This is a genomic window from Ralstonia sp. UNC404CL21Col, from assembly GCF_000620465.1.
Taxonomy (GTDB): Bacteria; Pseudomonadota; Gammaproteobacteria; order Burkholderiales; family Burkholderiaceae; genus Ralstonia; species Ralstonia flatus.
In genome coordinates, this window is record NZ_JIBE01000004.1 from 855,835 (window position 1) to 878,444 (window position 22,610).

A 22,610-nucleotide genomic window follows, 5' to 3' on the forward strand; every position below is an offset into this window, starting at 1 on the left:
CCCTCAAAGCGCAGGCGCAAACGCCCGCAGATTGGCCTCCAGCACAAACTGCTGGCACACGCTCGGCGCCAGCGGGCGGCTGAAGAAATACCCCTGAAACCGGTCACAGCCCAGCGCCGACAGGCGCTTGAGCTGCTGCTCCGTCTCCACGCCTTCCACCACGGTGGACAGGTTCAGCGTGCGGCTCAGGCTGGCAATGCTGCGCACGATGTGTTCATTGACGCTGCCGGCGCTCACGTCGGCCAGCGAGCGGTCGATCTTTACGGTGTCCAGCGGCAGCTCGCGCAGGTAGTGCAGTGACGTATGGCCCATCCCGAAATCGTCGAGCGCGACTTTCACGCCGGCCTCGCGCAGCTGCTTCAGGTTGCCGATGGCGTTGATGTCCGGCAGCAGCATCGTCGATTCAGTGATCTCCAGTTCAAGCTGCGTGGGCGACAACCCCTCGCGATGCAGGATGTCGAGCACGTTCCGATACAGCCTGCAGTCCAGCAGCTGCCGTGGCGACAGATTCACGGCGATCACGAAGTCGTCCGGCAGCACGCCGCGCCAGGCCGCGCGCTGCTGGCACGCGAGCGACAGAATCCGTAGACCCAGCTGATCGATCTTGCCAATGTCATCGGCCAGTGCCACGACGATGGGCGGGGCCACGCGGCCCAGCACCGGATGCTGCCAGCGCAGCAGCGCCTCGGCGCCGAACACGCGCCCGGTGGCGCAATCCACCTGCGGCTGAAACTCCAGGAAGATCTGCCCTTCTTTCTTGATGGCGTCTTCCAGGTCGCTGGCCAGTGCCACCGCCATGCGGCCTTCGTCGCCGGGCAGGTCCAGACAGCGCTTGCCCTTCAGGCTCACCTCGGCCGACTCGGCAATCTGCAGCAAAGACGCCAGCACATCCTGACTGCGCCGTGCGGACAGCACATCCGACATGCGGACGAAGGGCAGGTAAATCGCCGCCCCCACCACCAAACCGACGAGCTGCACCACCGCGCCCCACACCGAGCCCGTGGCCGCATAGCCGCTGAACAGCGCCGGCGTGGTCCACGCCACGGGGTAGCTCGTCTTGGGCAGCAGGTCGGCAATGGTGGCCGCATAGGCGATCAGGATCTGCACCAGCGGCGTGAGCAGGAACGGAATCGCATAAACCGGGTTGAGCACCAGCGGCAGCCCGAACAGCAGCGGCTCGTTCACGTTGAACAGCGCCGGCAGCATGACGACCAGCGCCATCTTGCGGCCGCGCTGCGTGCGCCTGGACATCAGCAGCGCCAGCATCAGGCTGAGCGTGCCGCCCGAGCCGCCCATGCGCGCAAACACCGCGAAGAAGTGATAGGTAAAGATGAACTGCGGCTGCCCGCCCCCGGCCACTGCCGCCGCATTGGCCTGCGTGGCCGGCTCCAGGATGTGCTGATGCACCGCGTACAGCGCGTTCGGCCCATGGATGCCGAACAGCCAGAGCACCTGCGCCACGGTTTCGTAGGCCAGCCCAAACAGCAGGCTGTTGGCGACTTCCGAATACGGCGCTGCCAGCAGCGCATCGCATGCGGCCATCAGTTGCGACCAGCCGGCCCACGCCACGCCGGCTTTGAGCAGCGCAAACGCGAGGATCGTCAGCATGCCGGCGGGCACCACCGACAGCACGTCGCCCACCAGCAGATCGTTGCTCAAATGGTGGGACGGAATGCGCAAACGGCGGATGCTGCACAGCTTCAGAAACAGCGTGCCGCCCAGCGACGCCACCACCAGCGCCCCAAACAGCCCCTGCCCCAGCGAAAGCCACGGCATCAACGATGCATCCGTACCCGGCGCAATGAGCGTAAAGAAGCACGACACCACCACCACGGCCGCCACGGTGGGGTTGACCACGCGGTGCCCGGCGCGCTGGTTGTGCAACTGCGCCAACACATCGGCAAACCCGAACAGCGCGACCAGCGCGCCGATGCCGATCGTGCCGGCCAGCACGCTGTCGCAAAAGGCATCGAGCCCGGGGCCGAAGGCCTGCAGCAGCAGGTGGCGCATGCCGGCGGTAGGCGGATTGCGCAACAGCAGCGCCACCGCGGCCACCATGATGAGCGGCAACGAGAGCGCCAGCCCGCGCCGAATGGCAATGAAATACGGCCCACGGTCGAAGCGCTCGGCAGCGCTCAACAACCTCAGCCAAGGCGATAGCGCCTGCGTCGTCATAGGACTCGATCTTTGTTCGAGGTGGATCGGCAAATCCCGGGGCAGCCCGAAGTGTTGCCTATGGGGCTACGAATCCTAATCGACATGACCCGGAATGCACTTAAGTGCGCGTTTGTGCAATACGCAAAAAAGGTCATCCGCCCATGGCAAGCTTTGTGCAATACCTAGGGGAAACCCGGAGTCTTGCCGTGCTCGCCGCCTCCAAAGCGCACCACGGCAAGGCACCGGCACCAACGTGGCGCCCATCCTGTGTACGGCGCGCCCCAGAATCTGCAACGATCTTGCCTATGTCGATTTCCCTTCGTGCGCCCCGCACTGTGAAACTGCCTGCACCCTTTCTTTCCCTGCTCCGCCTCGTGCGCGATCCGCACCGGCGCTATCGGCACGCGCGGTACATCCATGCCACGCGCGTCGGCCTGGGCGTGCTGCTGTCCATTGCCGTCACGGCGGGCTTTGGCTGGCCGCATGGGGAGTGGGCCACCATCTCGCTGCTGATCGTCATTGCCGGTCTGCAGCACCACGGCAACATCCGCAAGCGCGCGGCGGAGCGCGCCTGGGGCACGCTCATCGGCGCGGTGGCGGGGCTGTTGATCATCGTTCAGCAGACGTGGCTGGGGCACCTGCCGCTCACGTATGCGCTCACAGCTATGGCGTGCGGCATCTGCGCGTATCACGCCATCGGCAGGGGCGGCTATATCGCGCTGCTCGCCGCCATCACGCTCGTCATTGTGGTCGGCCATGGCGACAACAACCTGCTCGACGGCGCGTGGCGCACGCTCAACGTGCTGGTGGGGATTGCGATTGCGCTGCTGTTCTCGTTTGCGCTGCCGCTGTATGCCACGTATTCGTGGCGCTACCGGCTGGCCGATGCGCTGCGCGAATGCGCCCGGGCGTATGCCAATCTCGGCCAGGCAGGTGATGCACCGAGCGAGCGCAGCAAGCAGCTCGGCAAGCTGAATACGCTGCTGGTGCAGTTGCGCTCGCTCATGCCATCGGTCTCGAAAGAAATTGACGTGCCGCTGGAGCGCCTGGAGAACATCCAGCGCAGCCTGCGTATCTGCATCAGCACGCTGGAGTTGCTCAACGCAACGCGCGGCGCGCCGGGCCAACCGAGCCCAGCCGCACTGCCCGCCGCCGGTGCCGGCGCCCGGCGCATTCGCGACACGCTGATCGGCATGTCGCGCGCGTTGCGCTTTGGCACGCTGGCGCGCTTGGCACGGCCGCGCGCCGCCGACTCCGCCGACGTCAGCCACGCCCCCGGCACGCCCACCGTGGAAAGCGCGCTGGCCGACGGCTTTGCCAACGAGATCGACAACCTGCGGCGGCAACTGCTGGCGATTGCGCCGCAGTGGAATATCGGGTGAAGCGCGGGCGCCTGGCGCCCCTTGCAACGTGCCTTGGCGGCGGCCTCGACCTCCGCCAAGCACTGCGGCCTCACCTCGTCTCAACTCACATCACATCGCGGCCAGCGCCGCCACCTCCGCCGCGCTCAATGCGCCCGCTTGAACGCGGAAATCCTGAATGCGGCCGTTGAACGACGGGTGCGCCCAATTGCGGCCCAGGAAGGTGACCTGATCGCCAATCTGGCGCGGCGACAGCAGCATGTCGTCGGACCTGCCCACCTCAGTGCCGTCAACGTACAGGCGGCAGGTATTGCCCTGCAGGGTGACCGCCACATGGACCCAGCGGCGAATCGGCATGGCCCACGGGGCTGCCACAACCTGCGCGTCGTTCGCTCCGGCGCCGAAGATTCCGAAGCGCAGCACGCCACTGCCGGACTGAGGGGCGATGAACATGGAGCTGAATCCATCCTGCCCCGCGAAGAACATGCAGGTGTCCCAGTGCAGTCCATTCGCGTAGGCCCAGAAAGACAGGCTGAAGTCGTCCAGGTCGCTGAACACGCCGGCGGGCAGCTGCAGGCCGGCCTTCTGACCGTCAAACACGATGGCCTTGTCGTTGCGGTGCCCGTCGCCCCAGGTTGCGCCGTCCAGCAGCGTGCCCTCCACCAAGGTCGTGGTGCCGGCGGCGGTGAGCAGCGCGCCGACCGTGCCGGTGCCGTTCGGATCATTCAGCGGCATCGACAGGCGCACCTCACCCGGCACGGCAATGCGCGCCACGTTGGAGCCGGCGCTGGGGGCGCCGCTGCCCTGGGCGGTGATCTGATAGAACCAGACGCCGTTGGGCGGTGTATCGCTGTAGGTGAGCAGCTCGCTGGCCGAAACCGTGCCCAGTTGGGTGAACGGCCCATTGGCCTGGCTTGCGCGCTTGACCGCATACGAGGTCGCACCCACGCTGCCCCACCACGACAACACGACGCGGTTGCCGCGCAGGTACGCCGTGAGGCCAGACGGCGGCTTCATCGGGCTGGCATAGTCGGGGCGGCGATGGACCAGCGTCGGCCACATGACGTCATCGCTGCTGCCGCCGTACTTGGGCTCGACCAACTTCACGATGCGCGAGACGTTGGGCGCCGCCAGCCCCATGCGGTTGACGTAGTGGTTGTAGATCGGCTCCCAGGCGTTGCGGCCGTGCTGGAACGACTGGTTCACCTGCGTCCACAGGTTCGTGTGCGGCTGCGACGGATCCTGTTCACGCGCATAGGGCATCGGGTAGGTCTTGCCGTTCTCGTCCAGCAGGTTGGAGCGCGCCACGTATTCAGCAGCGGCAAGGAAGCGGTTGTTGTGCAGGCTGTAGAGATCGTCGCCCTGGTTCCACGCCATCTCAAGGAGGTCGCCGCCCAGCGACATGCCCAGCGTCGAGTGCCCCTGGTCGCGGCCGCTCTCCTCCCACTGCCCGAAATGGCCCGGGTGCATGAAATAGACGCTGTGCACGATGGAGCCGTTGCCGAACATCTTCAGCGTGCCGCGGTTGTTGCCCGCGTAGTAGTCGCAGGCCAGGCGATAGAGATCGGGCCGGTCGCAGAACACGCCAATCGCCAGCGCACCGCACAGCGATGCCATGTCCCAGTTGGCGTGCGACCCCAGCGCCGCGTTGTTGAGACGGTTTTGCGAGATGCCGGCGAAGACGTTGAGCAGCATGTCCTGAAAGCGCTTCAGGCGCTCCGGCGCCCAGCCGGAGTAGGTACGCAGCACCTCACCGATCTGCGCCAACTGGTGCCCTTGTATGCCGGCCAGGATGATGAAGGTGTGATCGTCATGCGCAGTGGAACCGGGCGGTACCGTGCCAACCTCCTTCAGCGTGTTGGCCCAGGCGTCCAGGAACTCTGCCGCCTTGTCGGCATAGCGGTTGTCCTGCGGGTCAGACAGCTTCCAGCGCAGTACCAGGGTCCAGGCGTGCCGGATGTCACCGTACAGCGCGTACTTGGTGCTGTCGGCCCGGTACACCGCCGGCTGCGGATTGGGCTTGGCGTTCAACGAGGCATTGGGCTCGGCGCACAGCTTGTTCCACCAGCCCGCCCACGGCTCCTGGCCTGCCTTGATGAGCGCGCGGATGCGGGTGAAGTCGTCTTCGGTGGCCAGCAGCCCCGGGTGGCGGAAGATGCCGCTCTCCGAAGCCGGCACGGGCGCCGGTGCGGGGGTGGGCGTTGCGGGTGCAGGAGCGGTCGGTGACTGCCCCCCTCCGGTCTTCTCCTGCGTCTGGCCGACCCCTGTTGCGGAGGCATCGTCCACACCCGCGCCACACCCCGGCAGCAGCGGCAACATGGGGAACAGACCCAGACCCAATGACAACGCCCGACGTATGGGATTGGGTATTTCGTTGAGCCTTGCGTGCTCGACTGACTTTTTGGACATCTTATTGACCCGACTGTTTTTTATATGTGGCGCAACCGTAGGTCAGGCAGCGAATACGCGTCAACGCAATCGCCCAGTCGGTGAGTATTTTTGAGTCTTCGTTCGCACCTTCACCATGCAAGGAATCAGAAGCGATCAGGGCCCACCCAGCAAAAGCGAGCGCCCCCCTTGCGAGCCGTTCAATCCACCACTTCGGCAATCTCGTCCACGTCGAGTGTCCTGCCGAACTTGTTCTTCAAACCCTGCCCCCATGCATGCACGTGCACGCCGGGTGTGAGGTACGACGCCAGCTCTGCGGCCGCATGGGGCGGCATGCGCAACGAGGTGCCATCGTCCAGCAACGCGCCGCGCAGTTCGCCCTTCGGCCCGAAGAGCGACAGCTTGACCTGCCCCGTGGCCTCCATCGGCCGACGCGCACTTGTGCGCTTGGCAGGCTTGTCGCCCTTGGCGGGCGGACCTTCATCAAGGATGACCTTGCCGCGCTCTGTGGTGAGCGAGATCGCGGCGATCATGTCGGCGCCGCGCGGCTTCACCCCGCGTATGCGGACCTTGTCGCCCAGCACGACATGCCGGGCCAGTTGACGCGACAAATGCGGCGGCACGTGAACCTGCCGAAGTGTGCGACCACCCAGCACAAAGCCGTCGACGTCGCCTTCAGGGTTGAGAAGGAAGTTGCGGACCGTGCCGCGGACTTCCGGAAGACTTTCAGGATCGATCCAATGCATTGCGTGTCCTCCTTTGCTCGCTGTGCTTGCCATGAGAAGAGTTGAACGCGCCGCAATGAACATGCCCATGCACCGCAGCCCGCAGAGGCGTGGAGCGCTGACTGCCACCCCGCGGCGACACGCATTCCTCAATTATTCTCACCAGCGCATGCGGGGCAGAGGCACGTAGGTAGACTCGCCCGTAGCCATCTGTTCACGAGCCTCCGTGAAGAAAGTGGTCGGGGAGCCCCGGGGTTGACCACCTCGGGGCTTTTTTTCTTGTTGGGAGGTTGCGGGGCACCAGCGGCGGACCATGCTTCGCGCCACTGCCACCTTGCTGCATGCGAGCCGATTACTTTGGTGTGTCGCCTGCGTTGGCGTTGAGCGCAGCCAGGCCAATCGCACAGCGCGAGTCCACGCCCACCTTTCTCATGATGTGCCCGACGTGCGTGCGCACCGTCCAGTAACTGATGTTCAACGCCAGGGCAATCTGCTTGTCTGACATGCCCTTGAGCATCAGGTGGCAGACCTCGCCTTCGCGCGCGGTCACGCCAAACCGCTGCTGGAACCACGCAGACGAGCCCACCACGCGCGCGAGCAGATGCACCCGAACGACCGGCGCGGCGTTGCCGTCCTCGGCCGGGCGTTCCACACACAACCCGAAGCCGTTCCATTGCCCGCCGCGCAACCCGTTGGCGACCGCGGCCAATTCGGCATAAAGCGCATCGCGCTCTTCACTGCTGACGCCGGCCATGATGGCGCGCGCCTTGGTGTTGGGCTGGGGTGGCGACGTGCCATCCAGCACAAACGTCGGCATATGCATCTCTGCATCAGCGCCCACGTCTTCCGCTTCCTGAACCACGCGAAGCTGCTGGGCATTCAGCAGATGCGGCTTCAAGAGGTTGAGCAGCAAGGTTTCTCGGTCGCCAAACTGCTTGTTGGGATCGCTGGTGCTGAATCGATAGTCGAGCAGCATCCCGTTGGCATCGGGCAGGCGTAGGCTGATGCCCGGATACGCCTGATGCCGGCAAAGATAGTCGGTGAAGTACTCCGAGCGGCCCCATTCCGAGCGGGCGATCTTTCGCTCGATCACCACCGGTTCAAAGCTGTCTTGCAGCAGCTCCGCAATGCAATCGACCGCGTGGAAGTAGTGCCGATATTCCACGCGCATGCCCTGGTCCCGGCCCCACAAGGCGCTGGAATGCGGATGATGCGCACCGCCCGGCCACCAGAACAACTGCGCCATGAGATCTACATGCAGCAGCGCCCCGAGCTTTTGGGCCAGTTCGGGGCGTTCAACAAGGCTGCGGCTCGAGGGCTCGTGAAGACGCCCCGTGATATCGAGCAGCGCGCGCAATTCTGCTGTGGAGAGATCCATCAATCGCTGGGCCGGCTTGTTGCCGGGTCTTGAGTCTGGGAATCCGTTGTGCTGATCCGGTCACGCGTGTCCGTGCAAAACCAAACCGCTCTATCGCGCTCTATCGGCATGACGGCGCGGGGCTATAGCCAATGCACTGTCATGGTGCCAAGCGTTGCGGATGTCAGGCGAAAGCAGGATTTGGCCCACCCCGCGTAGCGCAGCCGCACCGCGCTGACCATCGCTAAGGATAGCGATGGTTGCCCGCCACCCCGTTTTGCGATAGTGCGCCTGCGGAGGAATGCATGCGGCTACGAGCCGGCACCCCGCCACCTTCACTGTTGAAGTTGCATTGTGTTTTTCCGGGGGACCCACATGCCAGCGCCACTACTCACGTCGACCAGCCCGCCGCACTTATGCCGCCCCGGCCTTGCATCGACTGCCATGGTTGCGCGTTGGGACTCGGTTCCCTCCTCATCGCTGGCCGTCATCTTCCTGGATACATCACTCCTCAACGACGCCACCTGGAACTGGCTGCCTTCACACCCCAAGCTGCAGCCGATGGCGCTGGAAGACGTGCAGCAGATGCTGAACGGCGCATTGCAAGGGCCTGCGCCGGCAAGCGGCATCTCAGCCAGCGCATCGCCCGCCGCCCGCGAGCCCAAGCCTCAGTCCAGGCCCCTCACCCGCCGCCAGTGCGACGTACTTCAAGAGGTGGTGTGCGGCCGGTCGAACGCCGAGATTGCGGAGCGGCTGCACATCAGCGTGGAAACCGTCAAAAGCCACATGCGCCAACTGCTCGTGCGCATGGGGGCGCGCAACCGCACTGAGCTGGCGACGATTTATCAGCGGAGTCGGTAGGGATTGCCGGACACAGCAATTGCATACGCTGCAGCACACCTGCTTGGGCCGCCGCGAGAAGGGCAGACATGCGCCATCGCCCCGAGGCCGAAGGCACCCGGGCATACACGTTTGCGGTGAACAAAAAAAAACGCCCTGCACACGGGCGTGACCCTCACCCCTCAAATGAGGCGTCTTAAAACGCAGGAAACGCAAAAGTGAGGACCAATGAGCATCCTGCGTATTCACATTATCGACTGACGTGGCAGAAACTGAATCACGAATAAGACGTAGCTTTGGATTAAGGCCTTCCCCAGGCCCTTGCCTCAGTTTTGCAGTCATGCCTGCACAAGGCGTGTAAACCCGCATGTGCTCAGGCCAGTACATTTCGCTCCGGCGCTGGTACATTCGCTGGGGAGCCCGCGCTCCCCATTGCCTTGAAGGCGGTCCATTTCTCTCCGGACCGCCTTTATTTTTGGCATCTCGTCTATGCCGTCCGAACAAATCCGATTTATGCGGCTACTTGACGCGTCGCTGGGCTTCGATAATGGAAGGGCTTGTCTGTGGCGTGACGGCCGGCAACGGACCAGGGCGACCTAGCAGATAGCCTTGACCCTTGCGTACACCCAGGTCGACAAGCAGACTTTTTTGGTCCGGATCTTCAATGCCCTCTGCGATGAGGTCGCAGCGGATTTCGCTTGCAAACGTCACCATCGCCTTGACTAGCGCCCGCTTGGTGGCGTCGTGTTGGAGGTTTGTAGTCAAACGCGCGTCGAGCTTGATGAGGTCGGGTTTCAATTCAACGATGTGCCGCATCGTCGCGTAGCCGGAGCCCGCATCATCGATGGCGATACGAACCGACTTGGTCCGCAGTGGCCGCAGCGCCGACTGCAGGTCGGGGTAGTCTTCGACCAGTGCGTGCTCCGTAATTTCGAGCACGACGCGGTCGGCGGGAACGTTCTCGAACATGGCTTCAAGTTTGCCGGTGAGGATCGTGCCAGGAGAAGCGTTGACGGCAAGATACAAGTCTGGAAAGGTCGGCAGCGCCCGTAAGCCTTTCCGGATTGCCAGCATCTCGAGTTCGGCCCCCAACCCTGCTTCCCAGGCGTCGGAGAACCAGAGGTACGGTGGTCTGTCTTGCCCGCCTGGAAATCGGGAGAGCACCTCCAAGCCGACCAACTGCGAATCGACAAGCGACCGTATCGGCTGAAACACCACCGTGAGGTTGTCATGCTCGATCACGCTACTGACGCGCGCGTGCTTTTCGCTCAGTTCGCGTTTCGCTTGGTGATGCCGTTCGATCTGCCGGCTGATCACCTTGGAGAACGCAGACATCAGTTCCAGGTCACGAGAGTTCAGTGAGTGGTCGGACCGGTCGCTGAAACAGCAGAACATCCCGAAAATCGAGCCATCGGCGCGCTGAACAGGCACGCTGATATGTGCGCCGACTTGGATCGCGGGCGTGGGAGGAAGCTCCCAGCCCTGCAGCTGGGTCGCATCGTGGATCAGCCTCGGCAGCCGGCCTTCTGCGACGCGTATGCAAAAGCTCTCTGCAAGCGGGTCCGATCTTCCAACCCGCAATGGTGAAGGTTCAACCCCGCTGTCGACATACCGGAAAACGCGCTGCCCGCCGACAAACTCCGAGACGAACGCGAACGGCATGCCCAAATGCGTCCGGACGGTGCGGACAATTTGTGTGATCAGCTCTTCGGCTTCTGCATCTGGTGGCACGAGGCTACCAGCAAGAAAATCCTCCAATTTCTCCTCCTGGCGGACTGGGCGCCTCTCTCCGTAATACCCCGAGCATTTGACGCCGCTATTTCCTCATGGAAAGTATGAGTCGCAATTTCTTCTCCCGCAAAAAAAACATACCGAATGTGATTAATAGGATGCCCACTTTCGCCGCCTAGGGATTTCCACTTATCTGCCTGGGCAAATCCGTGTCGATATGTATATGGACGGTGCCGTTTTGAAACGTGACTCCGCATAGACATGGTGGATTTATCGCGGCGGTGAGCATGGCGAACATTACTCAATCCCAATTATCGGAAGCCATCGCGCAACTTGTGAGTTGCGGCGTGTTCTCCGTGGATCGAGAGATGCGCTTCCTTTCATGGAACCGCTTCATGCAGTACCACAGCGGCCGCTCCGGCGAGGACGTGTTGGGGCGCAATATGTTCGAGCTGTTCCCGGAACTGCCAGAAAAATGGCTGCGCAAGAAAATCGAGAGCGTTTTTGTTCTGGGGGTCTCTGCGTACACGTCGTGGGAACATCGACCCTACCTGTTCCGTTTCAGGCATACGCGGCCAATTACGGACACCATGGAATGGATGCAGCAAAACTGCAGCTTCATCCCCATCGAGGATGAAAATGGCGTCGTCATTGCGGTGGGTGTTACGTTGCTCGATGCCACGGATGTTTGTCTGGCATATGGAGAGCTTCGCAAACGCGAAAAAATCGCCACCGACGCGCTGCAAGAACTGACGGTGCGTAACGGGCAGTTGTCCGCGCTCAACGAAGAACTTGCACAAGCGCATCAGCAACTGCTGCAGTCTGAAAAACTCGCTGCCATCGGGCAGCTTGCTGCCGGGATTGCCCATGAGATCAACAATCCCGTGGGCTTTGTGCTGTCGAATCTCAACACCCTGCAGCGCTACTTGAGCACATTGCTCGACTACGCCCGCGGCATGGAACAGTTGATCACTGACGCGGCCCCGTCGCTGGAGGGTCAGCTTGCTCACCTCGCCCGCACTGCCGATATCGATTACTTGGCCGAAGACGCGCCCGCGCTGGTATCTGAATCTCGTGAAGGCTTAACCCGCGTACGAGACATCGTGGTCGACCTGCGGGACTTCTCTCGGGTAGACAGTTCGCACCAGTGGGAACAGGTCGACATTCACCGCTGCATCGAGTCGACGCTGAACATCGTCCACAACGAAATCAAGTATCACGCTGACCTCGTGCGGGAGTACAGCGAGTTGCCGCAGGTCACCTGTATTCCGTCCCAGGTCAATCAGGTGGTGCTGAACTTGGTGGTCAACGCGGCGCAGGCATATGCAAGCAAGCAGGCGCAAGGCGGCCAGCGCGGAACGATTGCAGTGCGCACCGGGTGCGACGCGGATGATCCCAAGTCGATCTGGTTCGAGGTGGCCGACGCCGGCTGCGGAATACCGCCCGAGAACCTCAAGCGGATCTTCGATCCGTTCTTTACGACCAAGCCTGTCGGCAAAGGCACCGGGCTTGGGCTCTCACTCACATACGGCATCGTCAAAGCCCATGGTGGCCGAATCGATGTGGCAAGCCAAGTTGGTGAAGGAACGACGTTTCGTGTGGTATTGCCGCTGTGCCACGAAAGCAATGCTCCTGCCGCCGACCAGCGCGCGGGCTCACTCGCGCCAGCATGATTTTCAAGTATTTACCCTGAAGGGATATTCACCATGGCGCTACCAGTCATCGTTGCCGACGACTCTTCTTTGGCACGCAAGCTTTTGATCAACGCACTACCGGAAGACTGGGATGTCGAGGTGACCCAGGCCTCCAACGGCGCGCAGGCGATTGAGCTCTTCCGCGCGGGCAAAGGTACCGTGGTCTTTCTTGATCTCACGATGCCCGATATGGATGGCTTCCAGGTGCTGGAGCATATCCGTCACGCGGGCGAGGATGCCTTTGTGATTGTTGTGTCGGCGGACATTCAGGCAGGCGCTGTCGAACGCGTCAAACACCTGGGGGCAATCGGGTTCGTTCCGAAGCCCGTGTCGGCTGAGCGGATTGTTCCGATCCTGCGGGGGTATGGCCTCTATGAATGACTTGGCACTCAATGAAGAGCAGCGCGATGCGCTGCAGGAGATCGCCAACATCGGCATGGGGAAGGCAGGCGCGGCCCTGGCTGCCTTGCTTGGCGAATTCGTGACCCTGTCTGTGCCGGGCATCAAGCTGGTCGACGCTGCTCAGTTGCGGACGGATCTGCTCGGCGGCGACATGGCTGGAGACACGCCTCCACCGGTTCGGCAAGCATTCCAATCCGACATCTCCGGTGAAGCGATCGTGCTCTTTGGCAAGGACGGCCGCGAAGAACTCGAAGAGTTGATGGGCTATGACAACGCAGACGTCAATGTGGGGAGCGAGGCGTTGTCGGACATTGCAAACCTGCTCGTCGGTGCCTGTGTGCGTAGTGTGTTTGAGCAACTGGGGCGGAATCTGTCGTTCTCTCGTCCGAGCTTTGTGCCGCCGTCGGCTCTTCAGCATGCGCTGTCTGACGAGCAGCTCGGGCGCTGGGACGTAGCCCTGCTGCTGGAAGTGCGCTTCACGCTGGAGCGGGGCGGGTTCGTCGCCAAGTTGGTCATGCTGCTGCCCGAAACCGCTATCCGAAAAATGAAAGATGCCCTGGAGCAATTCCTGCAGGCGCTCTGATGAGCCCCGGAACCCCAGACGAAACTGAGAGACCCCGCCATGCTTTCCTACGAAGAAGAAGCAGTGCAAACCATCGTGCCGGAGCCGGGCGTGCAGACGGACGCGCAGCCGGCATCGACCGTGGCCTCCGCTGGCACGCCTCTGATCCTGCTCGTTGACGATGAGCCGGGCGTACTTTCATCGTTGCGGCGCCTGTTGCGGCCCACGGGCTACCGCGTACTCACTGCCGAGAGCGGCGCTGCAGCGCTGGATATGCTGGGCGTCTATCCGGTTGATCTCGTCATTTCCGACATGCGCATGCCTGGCATGAACGGCGCCGAGTTCCTCGCACGGGCCCGTGAGCGCTATCCGGACGTCATGCGCATTCTGCTCACCGGTTATTCGGAGATCGACTCGGCGGTGCGCGCCATTAACGAAGGTGGCGTTTATCGCTACCTGAACAAGCCTTGGGACGATCAGGATCTGCTCCTGACCGTCAAGCATGCGATCGAGCAGCGTGGCCTTGCGCAAGAAGCACAACGCCTTACCGATCTGACGCGCCAGCAGAACGAGGCCTTGCAGCGGCTGAACACGGGGCTGGAGGCACAGGTTCAATCGCGTACCGAGGAAATCAGGCAGACGGTGATGTTTCTGGAAGGGGCGCAGCGCGACCTTAAAACCAACTTCACCAACATGGTTCAGGTCTGCGCCAGCATGATCGAACTCCGGTGCGGAGCGATGGCCCGCCAGTCACTCCGCGTGGCCAACCTGGCGCGACGGATCGCGATGGAAGCGGGCCTCACCGGGCTTCAGGTGCAAGACATTTTCCACGCCGGCTTGCTCCACGGCATTGGCAAGTTGTCGTTGCCGGACGCCTTGCTGAACACGTCGCTCGATCGGCTATCCCCTGAGCAGGCCCAACAGTTTTACCAACATCCGCTTCGCGCTCAGATGGTGCTGACGCCTGTGCCCCAGCTCGAGCATGTGGCGCTGATCGTCCGCCACCAGTACGAGCGGTTTAATGGTCGTGGAACTCCTGATCAGTTGGTGGGCCGGGGCATTCCCATCGGAGCGCGCATCCTTGCCGTTGCCCGGGATTTTGAAGGGCTGCTGGCCGGGGAGATCATTAAGCAACGCGTGCCCGCTGACCAGGCACTGGAGATGATTAAAGCGCAATCCGCCTTGCGTTACGACCCAGACGTCGTGGTTCGCTTCGTGGCTGTTCTGAAGCAGCAAGGGGAAGTGATGCCTGTACGGCAGATTACATCTGGCGAGCTGCGAGAAGGCATGCGGCTTGCCGACGATGTGTTCACTCGACGCGGCGTGCTTCTTCTCACCAAGGACAGCGTCGTCAATGCGCATCAGGTCTTGCAAATTAAGCGCTTTGAGTCGCACGAGGATTTGCCGTTCACCATTTTGATCTACAGCCCAGACAACGCCGCCTGACGTGGGTGTAGCCAGTGCGGCGCCACTATCGAGATGGTAGGCAGGGCAAGCTTCCTGACGCAGAAGCTTGCCTATGGCCGGTCTGGCGGCCCCTCTCTCCGGACCGTCTGTTTTTCTGTGCAGCCCTCGCTCGTTCGGGCGATATCTGCCTGCGAAGTTCGCGCGCATGATCTGCCGCGTGCCGCTTGCTGTGCCGCGTGGCACTCCGGGGTTGACCCCCTGGTTGTCCGAAGCCAAGCGCGTCCGCTTGGCTTTTTTTTGTTCCAGGAAAGAAGGGGGTTGTTGGCAGCCCTCTCGATTTGCGACGCATAGCCACGCTGTCTATGTCTACAAGAGGTTTTCACGGCTGGCGCACTGGACACACCGCAGAGGCAAGAACCAGCGCTACGGCTGCCAGCAACAGTGCTGCGAGGCCGTGGTCGACACGGCCGCCCGTGACGGCCCAAAGCAGAAACCAGATGCATCCGGAACAGGCGACAACCATCGAGATTGCGAAGGGGGCGCTCTGGCGCCATGTCACGCGTCCGTCCTGAATCTGTTCAAGTGCATCCTTTGTCGCGCGGAACAAAAGCCACCACATGCCGCAAAAGAGAAAGGCGGCGCAGCTCCACAAGAGAACGTCGTCTGTCATGCTCACGGCGGATAAGTCGAATGCGGGTGCGGGATAACGCCACGGAATAGCAAACGACATGCCACAGCCCTAGCGGCTACCCGTCGTGGGCTTCTGCGGCTCGGCTGCCGACAGCCCTGCCTGACAGGTCCCTTGATCTGAACGACATTGCTGTCTGAGCCCGACACTCCGAGTGTCTGACCCCCACCTTCGGGGCTCTGAACTCGACCTTTGGAGTTCCGTCGGGCCTTGGAGGGTCGCGCTCGGCCCTTGGGGCTCGGCACGCGAAGGGTTGGGCGTTGTCCCGTACATAGCGCCCCCGCCCGTCTCGGGGTCGCGTTCACTGCTGTTTTAGTTATTTCTTGCGGTTCGCGCGCCGAAGCACGCTCAGAACATCCCACCGGAACAAGTCCACCGTCACGCCATCCAGCGAGCTGAGAATGAACGCCCCGATCGCGTCCATAAACCCGGCCTGGTACTCGAGTGCCTTGTCCTTGAGATAGACCTGCTTATGACAGCGCAGCGTCTGTGGCTCGAACTTGCGGTGCATCTTCATATCCATCTGCGCTTTGTGCAGATACTCCTTGGCGGCCAAGGCGCCCTGTGCGTACAGGAGATTTTCGTCGACGTTCATCGGGCACCCCCAGACGGAGGCCGCTGCGCGATGCGGGTGAACTGACAGTTTGCGGGGCGATGCCCGCGTGGGATGGGTACAGCTTGGGTCGGTTGATCCATTGTCTTGCCCTCTGGTTAAGTGAGGAGCCACCCACCTGGGAGGGTGGGCGGGCACACGACAAGGTCTGCAATACCGATCAACTACTCCAAAACCGGCAGGGCCGAAGCCCTCCCTGCCGGGCCCGCCCATGAGGACGAACGACGGCACGCGAGGGCTATAACGGCACTCGCGGGAATAGTTGGATTCGGGATTGCAGTCCCGGCTGCGGTTGTTGCCGCAGCGGGGGGAGTTTAGCGGGAGCCGTACATCCGGTGCAAGACGAACGGCTAAATTTAAGAAACCTCGCCCCTTATAAATCGACGGACTATGTCCTCGTATATTTCAGCGCCAAACTCCTGAAACTCAAAAAGCAAAAAGAGTGGTTCAACAATACGACGAACATCATCAACAATTGTTTCTTTAATTTTCCCCAGAACAACAACAATCTCCGACTGCGATATATCCTCGTGACATACGCGCGGGAAAACAAGGCGACTACCAGTACTACTGAGAGTTCGCCCAGCAAGTCCGTGGTGAGAGACTCGAATACTTAACGTCGCCTCGGGTGGCACACCAAGATTTGAATAGAAATTTGACGCAAACATCAACGCCTCGGCGACACGAACGATTCTTGTATTAAAGAATATTTTTTTATCCCCGCGCGTATCTTCGAACAAGCTTTGCAACAAATAGAAATCACCATTCTGCCGTGCCGCCCAATAATCGTAAGTCTGGCGACCGAGAAGCGAGTCCTTTGAAATCTCTATCTTTGCCCTCACCCCATCAGAGTAAGGCCGTGGCCGATATTCATCGTTATTTTCCAGAACCGCTCCTATCGGCCATCCGAACGTATGGACCTGGGATTTTCGAATTGAATTCAGCAAATCAAGCTGGGACTTAGAGACTAGCTGATGAAGCCCGAATCGTAGTTCCATAGAGCCACCAAGCCCCATCCGGGCCATACCAGCCCGGGCCCCCTCGCACAGATTGTCAAACCATGGCTCATCCAAAAGCCTGCCTCCCACCCGGAAGATACCTGTAGGTTCGACCACGCGAATAGGCTCAGCATCTTTTGGCAATTCACTCGAGAAGGGATTCATCCCAAGCGGAGGCTTGGCATTTGCTGGAACCCCTAGCAGTTCCCGCAGCAACTCATCGCGCTTGGCTTCATAGGTAGCGTCATCGTTGAAATCTATATAAAGGCGCGGCCCGAGAAAACGAGGAATTCGTGGTTCCGTCGGATTGGCACGGACTAGCGGCACAAATTTCTTCGTATCGATTTTTTGAACTACTTCTCCGGAAACTATAAGCCGCTCAAAGCCAACACCACCAGCTCCACCTTCGGCTTTCTCTACATAGCTTCTTGAGCAAACCAGAATCACTCGATCCGCATCAAGAATGCCTTTCTGCATAAAATTGGTAACATCCTGTCCTGGGACAAGGTCCCATTGATCGAGGGTGGCATCCACCCCCCGCTCACGAAGGTCAACCGCCAGCCGGAGCACCCATGCCTTGTGCTCTTCAGAGTCGTGAGAGTATGAGATGAAGACGGAAGGAGCTTTCACATTTATCCCCAATACCTAAAACTGCATCTCGCTTAAATCCTTATTTAAGCGACTCAATTTCCTTTGAGATTGACTGCAATTCGGCGTAGATATCTTGATTTGATACATCTTGAACCTTTGGATCAATAACTTGGAAGTACTCCCTTGCACCGCGCAAACGACCGCCTTGCTTATTTAGCTTTGGCTCAATAATTTCTATTAAAATTCCCTCTATCTCGTTCAAAGCATCAGAGTACTGAAATCCGGAAACCAATGACTTGACTGACTGCTGACTGCTTAAGGATCCGTTGGCATTGACATCACGAAACCCTACCCAACTGAAATATTCCCATCTATTCCATAAAGCCCCATTCATGTGATGCCGAAGACGGGTAAACAACGTTGCGTTTCCATTTCCTGCTTGGCCCACATACACTATGGATTGATTCCGATCATACAGAACATAGACACCGATCTGGTCTCGAAAGTCGGCTACAAATTTATTCTTCGTGACCCCCTCCAGGTGTCCTGAGTTTCCATTACCGCCAGAGCCTCGATGAATGTATTTTCTCTCCCACAGGAATCCAAAATTCTTTATAATCGGCATTTCTGTTCCAATAATCTTATTGATGATATCCAATTAATAAATTAGCCTTAATCCGTGTACTCGTCGGCTCAGCCCTTGGTTACGAAATTATTCGAGTTCGTTACATCCCTCTCCCCATCTGCAACGTATACCGACACCCCGTCCGATAGTTGCTACACCCCCAAAACGCCCCACTCTTCCCATTCCGCGCCACCAACTTCACCCCGCAAGCCGGGCACGAAGGCGTCCGGTAATCCCCCTCAAACACCCTCGCCAGCAGCGCGGCCTGCTTGTCTTCGGCCAGGGCGCGAATGCGCTCAAGCACCGCCGGCCCGTCCAATAGCTGGATACCGGCAAGCCCGGAATACTCCTGCACCGGGTTGCCGACATAACCGGACAAAGACCAGAACACGCCCCGCTTGACCTTGTGCGCCAGCATGGAGCCGCCCAGCGCTCGCACCTGTTCCACCTTCACGGGCTTGGACCACGCCTTGCACTGGACCACCGCCACGGGCGCGCTCTGGCCAGCCATGTACAGCGTGGCGTCAATGCCACCGTCTGCGCCGTGCGGCACCGTCTTCACCGTAACCCCCATCTCCTCGTAGTACTGCACGCACAGCAGTTCGAACCGCTTCCACTCAAGTGCGTGGATGGCCTCCAGCGTCCAGCTTTGGGGCGCGGCGGGTTCTGCCGGCGTGGCGCCTTGTGGGGGCGTGGGGGTGTTGCGAGTCGGATTAGGCGGATTGGGCGGGTTGGGCGTGCTGCCGCCCGCTGCGTTGCGGGAGGGATGGGGCGGCGCCTTCGGCGGGCGGGATCGCCCAGTCGGTTCAGTGCGCGGGGGGCCGAGCCGGGCATCGGCCTGCTGGCTGCGCTCCCGCAGGTACGACAGCACGGCAAAGAAGCCGAGCAGCAGCGCAGGCATCCAGGCCAGCCCGCTCGCCAGCATGCCGACGCCGCTCAATATCGGGTTGGCCGCAAACGCGCCCGGCAGGATGTTGTGAAAAATCAGGTAACTGGCGCCCGCGCCAATCGCCAGCATCCACCATGGCAGCGACAGGAGTACGTCGCTGGTGGATGCTTGTTTTCTCCTCCGCCCCATTAACCGCCCCCGGCCTAATGCTTTTAGTTATTTAGGACTAGGCGCTTTCTCTGATAATCCGCTTCAAATCAGGGCGCCCGTTTTTAATTGGAAAACAGCATAGGCGATGCATCGGGATTGCGCTGCCCCCGTTGGTGGGGTCTTTGGAGGTTTTTTTGGCGGGGGTTGATAAAGATCGAATGCGGAATACTGATTTATGTTTGGCGAAAATCTGAATTAGAGATTGAGCATATCCGGGGTGCAGTGACGCGCGGCGCTGTATGGCCGGAACCAGCCTTCCGTGGTGGCAACCCGCGGTGTAGCTCGCCCTTCAGGAGGTGGGTGGTTGGTGCGCGGCAGTGAACATGGCGACGGCCGCCCGGCAATAGGATTCGATTTCGTTGTCGTTCTCTGCTCGCGCTTCATCGAAGCGTGCAATAAGCAGCAGATCGGCTCCTTTGAAAAGCGCGGCAAACAAGCGGGCGGACAGGAGCGCATCGGGCACGTGCAGCATCCCTTTCGCGTGCAGCTGACGCAATACGGCCTCGATGTGGGCGACAACATTGGCCGGCCCGGCTTCGTAATGGAGCTGGCTTAACGCCTTTTGATTCGTCTTGTCGGCCAAGACCATGGCTTCGACACTGCGGACGTCCGGGCTCAACAGCGTGCGCAGCAAGGATGAGCCCACCGCCATGAGCTGATCTTCGGCCGAACCGTCGACGCCTTCAGAAAGGGCCTGCGGCGCAAATTGATCGCAGCGGGCCACCATGGCCGCGCTGAACAGCGCCTCTTTGTTCTCGAAGTGCCGATAGATGCTCAGCTTGGATATCTTCGCCCGCTGCGCGACCTTGTCCATGGTCGTTGCTTGAAAACCCAATTCCACAAAGAGTTCGCAGGCGGTGTCGACAATCGTTTGGCGAAGCGCTTCGTTGGCGGGCCGGCCGCGCCGGCTTTGGTTGTTTTCGCTCACGGCAATTACGGTACTTGACAGTATTGAAATTGGTCAATACGATACCACTCAGTATCGCAATGTGCAAGCCAAGGGCAGGTTTCAACCGGTTGTGCAGATCAGGTTTTCCCGGCCCACCCCTCATCCACAACACGGAGCCCATCACCATGAATGACGTCATCATCATCGGCGGCAGCTTTGCCGGCCTTGCCGCCGCCCTGCAGCTTGGCCGTGCCCGCCGCAAAGTCACCGTGCTCGATACTGCCCGGCCGCGCAACCGCTTTGCCGGCCATTCGCATGGCCTGCTTGGCCACGATCACAAGCCGCCGATGGATATCCTGGCCGAGGCGCGGCAGCAGCTGGCGCGCTATCCAACGGTCAGCCTCGTCAACGCGCGGGCCGAGAGCGTGTCTGGCGCCATCGACGATTTCTGCGTCGTCACCGACGATCAAGAAACCCTGAGGGCGCGCCGTCTGATTCTGAGCTATGGCGTCGTCGACCAGATGCCTGATGTGCCGGGCTTTGCCGAAAGCTGGGGCACGTCCATCGTGCCGTGCCCGTATTGCGACGGCTTTGAAGTCGCGGGCCAGCACTGGGGCCTTGTCTGGTCCAGCCCGCAGTCGTACCAGTCTGCCAAGCTGTTCCGCGATTGGACTGACAAGCTGACTGTCTTCGCCGATGGTCGTGACATTGCGCCCGATATTCAGGCCGATCTGGCGCGCCGCAACATCCCTCTCGTCGATGGCCGGATCGTCGAGATCGCCCATCACAAGGGCCGGATCGCCACCGTCAACCTCGATACCGGTCGCAATGTCGCGGTCGACATCCTGTTCGCCAATCCGCGCAACAAGCCGTCTGCAAGCCTGCATGAATCCCTGGGCCTCGCCACGCTCGATACGCCCACCGGCGTGGTCCTCAACGTCGACGACCGACGCCAAACCAGCATGCCCGGCATCTACGCCGCCGGCGACCTCGCCACGCCCTTCTTGCCGTCCGTTACCCAGGCATCCTCGCAGGGTGCGATGGCGGGCATCTTCGCCCAGCAGTCGATGGTGGTTTGAGAGCGCAGGTTCTTTTTCTCCCGCGGCGGCGTCGCCTTCGAAACGGTTGGCGTAGATCGGCGCGGTGAAGGGCAGACCGTCGAGTCGGTGGATCGACTGATTGATCGATAGGCCGGAAGGTGGGGACTCCGCAGCGCTGCGGTAGCCGGTACATTTGGCCGGTGCGCGGCGGCTCGTGCTTGCCACCTCCTACCAAAGTGGGGTGTCACGCCCTGGGCGCGATAAGACGCCGCACGCCAGGCAGGCGTCAACGCCATCTGTTGATTGCCGAGTTTGCTTGAAACTGAGCCTGAACCGCCGGATGGCGTTGGCTTTGCGGGCGGGCTGAAGCGCCATGTTGGTGCGCATAGAACACTCAAGCCGTGGGTGACGTGTCACCCGACAAACTTATAATGTCGCCCGGCTATCCACCAACGCCGCCACCGCCTGCCGCGCATGAAACTTGCGCCGCACCTGCAGTGGCACCGCCGGGCCGTTACACCATCCGGCCAAGCCCTTTTGCCCAACGCCATGCCCTACCGCTTCCGTCCGTTGTCCGTTTTGTGTGCCGCTGCCAGCTTCGCTGCCGCCCTGGCTGCGTGCAGCTCTGCGCCCACGCCGCTCTATCAGCAGGAGCAGTTCGATGCGGCGGCAAGCCCCTATGCGCGCACCTTCCACGCCAAGTCCGATGCGACGTGCGAGGCGGCACGCCGCGCGCTGCTGAGCCAGGGCTATGTGTCGACTTCGCCGCGCCCGGACACGATCGACGGCAGCAAGAATTTCCAACCGAGCAACGATTCGCACGTGGTGATCTCGTTCCACGTGGTGTGTGCAGAGGCCAATGCAGACGGCACCTCCAGCACGGCCTATGTGAATGCCGTGCAAGACCGCTACGCGCTCAAGAAGACGAGCACGTCGGCCAGCGTGGGCTTGAGCATCCTCGGCTCGGTGTCGCTGCCCATCGGCTCGGGTGACGATTCGATGGTGAAGGTGGCCAGCGAGACGATTCCGGCTGGCGTGTTTTACGAGCGCTACTTCAACCTGGTCGACCACTTCCTGAAGGTCGACCCGGCGCGCAAGGACCACAAGGTTGCCAAGGCGGCGGAGAAGGAACACGTGGCCCCGCTGCCTGAGCCCGCGCCCACACCGCAAGGCGAGCCGATGAAGATGACCACGCCCGTGGTGCCCACGCCGGCCGCGCCGCCTGTGCCGGTGGTGGCGCCGGCTTCGGCTCCGGCGGCTACGCCGGCACCGAAGGCGCCTGCTGAGGCTGCACCGGCATCCGCGCCTGCAGTGACCACGCCGCCGGCACCCGTACCCGCAGCGGCACCGAGCCCGGCACCTGCGTCTGAACCCGCCAGTTCCACAACGGGTGGGGCGAGCTGAGGGGCTCCATCAAAAAACAAAGCCGCCTTTGAGGCGGCT

19 protein-coding genes are annotated in these 22,610 nt (G+C 61.3%); 8 read left to right on the forward strand and 11 right to left on the reverse strand.

The genetic code is table 11. From position 1 onward, the window contains the following. Nucleotides 1-3 precede the first annotated feature (3 nt). Nucleotides 4-2,175, reverse strand: coding sequence for an EAL domain-containing protein (locus N511_RS0111950; protein WP_027679508.1), 2,172 nt, complete (start codon nt 2,173-2,175; stop codon nt 4-6). A gap of 287 nt (nt 2,176-2,462) precedes the next feature. Between N511_RS0111950 and N511_RS0111955 the strand changes: the two genes are divergently transcribed. Continuing rightward, a complete protein-coding gene (locus tag N511_RS0111955; RefSeq protein WP_027679509.1) occupies nt 2,463-3,539 on the forward strand; it encodes an FUSC family protein in 1,077 nt (358 codons plus the stop codon). Nucleotides 3,540-3,629: 90 nt separating this feature from the next. Here the strand turns inward: N511_RS0111955 and N511_RS0111960 are convergent, their stop codons facing one another. From N511_RS0111960 to N511_RS0111970, 3 genes are all read right to left on the reverse strand, one after another. Then, nucleotides 3,630-5,837, reverse strand: a complete 2,208-nt coding sequence (locus tag N511_RS0111960; RefSeq protein WP_231479612.1) for a LamG-like jellyroll fold domain-containing protein — start codon at nt 5,835-5,837, stop codon at nt 3,630-3,632. A 269-nt stretch (nt 5,838-6,106) separates the two neighbouring features. Then, the gene (locus N511_RS0111965) at nt 6,107-6,652 is read right to left on the reverse strand and encodes a hypothetical protein (protein ID WP_027679511.1); all 546 of its coding nucleotides are present in this window, start codon (nt 6,650-6,652) and stop codon (nt 6,107-6,109) included. Nucleotides 6,653-6,983: 331 nt separating this feature from the next. Further along, on the reverse strand, nt 6,984-8,009 hold the full coding sequence (locus N511_RS0111970; RefSeq protein ID WP_027679512.1) for a helix-turn-helix domain-containing protein: 1,026 nt from the start codon (nt 8,007-8,009) through the stop codon (nt 6,984-6,986). Nucleotides 8,010-8,432: 423 nt separating this feature from the next. Here N511_RS0111970 and N511_RS0111975 point away from each other — a divergent pair, with 423 nt between their 5' ends. Beyond that, a complete protein-coding gene (locus N511_RS0111975; RefSeq protein WP_081785362.1) occupies nt 8,433-8,849 on the forward strand; it encodes a helix-turn-helix domain-containing protein in 417 nt (138 codons plus the stop codon). Between the two features lie 498 nt (nt 8,850-9,347). Here the strand turns inward: N511_RS0111975 and N511_RS24155 are convergent, their stop codons facing one another. Continuing rightward, a complete protein-coding gene (locus tag N511_RS24155; RefSeq protein WP_051530911.1) occupies nt 9,348-10,586 on the reverse strand; it encodes a sensor domain-containing phosphodiesterase in 1,239 nt (412 codons plus the stop codon). Nucleotides 10,587-10,846: 260 nt separating this feature from the next. On the opposite strand from N511_RS24155, the gene N511_RS0111985 reads away from it, so the two are divergent. Genes N511_RS0111985 through N511_RS0112000 form a run of 4 tightly spaced genes read left to right on the forward strand, consistent with a single transcriptional unit; the run spans nt 10,847 to nt 14,663 of the window. Then, nucleotides 10,847-12,232, forward strand: a complete 1,386-nt coding sequence (locus N511_RS0111985; protein WP_027679514.1) for an ATP-binding protein — start codon at nt 10,847-10,849, stop codon at nt 12,230-12,232. Nucleotides 12,233-12,265: 33 nt separating this feature from the next. Beyond that, nucleotides 12,266-12,634, forward strand: a complete 369-nt coding sequence (locus tag N511_RS0111990; RefSeq protein WP_027679515.1) for a response regulator — start codon at nt 12,266-12,268, stop codon at nt 12,632-12,634. Beyond that, nucleotides 12,627-13,238: a chemotaxis protein CheC gene (locus N511_RS0111995; protein WP_027679516.1), complete on the forward strand. Its 612-nt coding sequence runs from the start codon at nt 12,627-12,629 to the stop codon at nt 13,236-13,238. The genes N511_RS0111990 and N511_RS0111995 overlap by 8 nt, the downstream gene beginning before the upstream one ends. Nucleotides 13,239-13,277: 39 nt before the next feature. Beyond that, nucleotides 13,278-14,663, forward strand: coding sequence for an HD domain-containing phosphohydrolase (locus tag N511_RS0112000; RefSeq protein ID WP_027679517.1), 1,386 nt, complete (start codon nt 13,278-13,280; stop codon nt 14,661-14,663). A 340-nt stretch (nt 14,664-15,003) separates the two neighbouring features. Here N511_RS0112000 and N511_RS0112005 read toward each other — a convergent pair whose 3' ends face one another. The 6 genes from N511_RS0112005 to N511_RS0112020 form a co-directional block, all read right to left on the reverse strand. Continuing rightward, the gene (locus tag N511_RS0112005) at nt 15,004-15,354 is read right to left on the reverse strand and encodes a hypothetical protein (protein ID WP_027679518.1); all 351 of its coding nucleotides are present in this window, start codon (nt 15,352-15,354) and stop codon (nt 15,004-15,006) included. Between the two features lie 274 nt (nt 15,355-15,628). Further along, the gene (locus N511_RS0112010) at nt 15,629-15,907 is read right to left on the reverse strand and encodes a hypothetical protein (protein ID WP_027679519.1); all 279 of its coding nucleotides are present in this window, start codon (nt 15,905-15,907) and stop codon (nt 15,629-15,631) included. Between the two features lie 374 nt (nt 15,908-16,281). Next, the gene (locus N511_RS24930) at nt 16,282-17,553 is read right to left on the reverse strand and encodes a toll/interleukin-1 receptor domain-containing protein (protein WP_197032045.1); all 1,272 of its coding nucleotides are present in this window, start codon (nt 17,551-17,553) and stop codon (nt 16,282-16,284) included. 40 nt (nt 17,554-17,593) lie between these two features. Beyond that, nucleotides 17,594-18,172 (reverse strand): GIY-YIG nuclease family protein, encoded by a 579-nt coding sequence (locus tag N511_RS25245; RefSeq protein WP_155954044.1) that lies wholly within the window; start codon nt 18,170-18,172, stop codon nt 17,594-17,596. Nucleotides 18,173-18,239: 67 nt separating this feature from the next. After that, the gene (locus N511_RS0112015; protein ID WP_027679520.1) at nt 18,240-19,217 is read right to left on the reverse strand and encodes a restriction endonuclease; all 978 of its coding nucleotides are present in this window, start codon (nt 19,215-19,217) and stop codon (nt 18,240-18,242) included. Between the two features lie 310 nt (nt 19,218-19,527). Continuing rightward, nucleotides 19,528-20,166 carry a TetR/AcrR family transcriptional regulator gene (locus tag N511_RS0112020; protein ID WP_027679521.1) on the reverse strand — a complete coding sequence of 213 codons (639 nt, stop codon included), beginning with the start codon at nt 20,164-20,166 and terminating at the stop codon, nt 19,528-19,530. 146 nt (nt 20,167-20,312) lie between these two features. On the opposite strand from N511_RS0112020, the gene N511_RS0112025 reads away from it, so the two are divergent. Together N511_RS0112025 and N511_RS0112030 are read left to right on the forward strand one after the other, a co-directional pair. Then, nucleotides 20,313-21,206 (forward strand): NAD(P)/FAD-dependent oxidoreductase, encoded by an 894-nt coding sequence (locus N511_RS0112025; protein WP_027679522.1) that lies wholly within the window; start codon nt 20,313-20,315, stop codon nt 21,204-21,206. Between the two features lie 510 nt (nt 21,207-21,716). Continuing rightward, entirely contained in the window at nt 21,717-22,571 is an 855-nt protein-coding gene (locus N511_RS0112030; protein WP_027679523.1) for a DUF2242 domain-containing protein, read from the forward strand. Nucleotides 22,572-22,610: the final 39 nt, after the last annotated feature.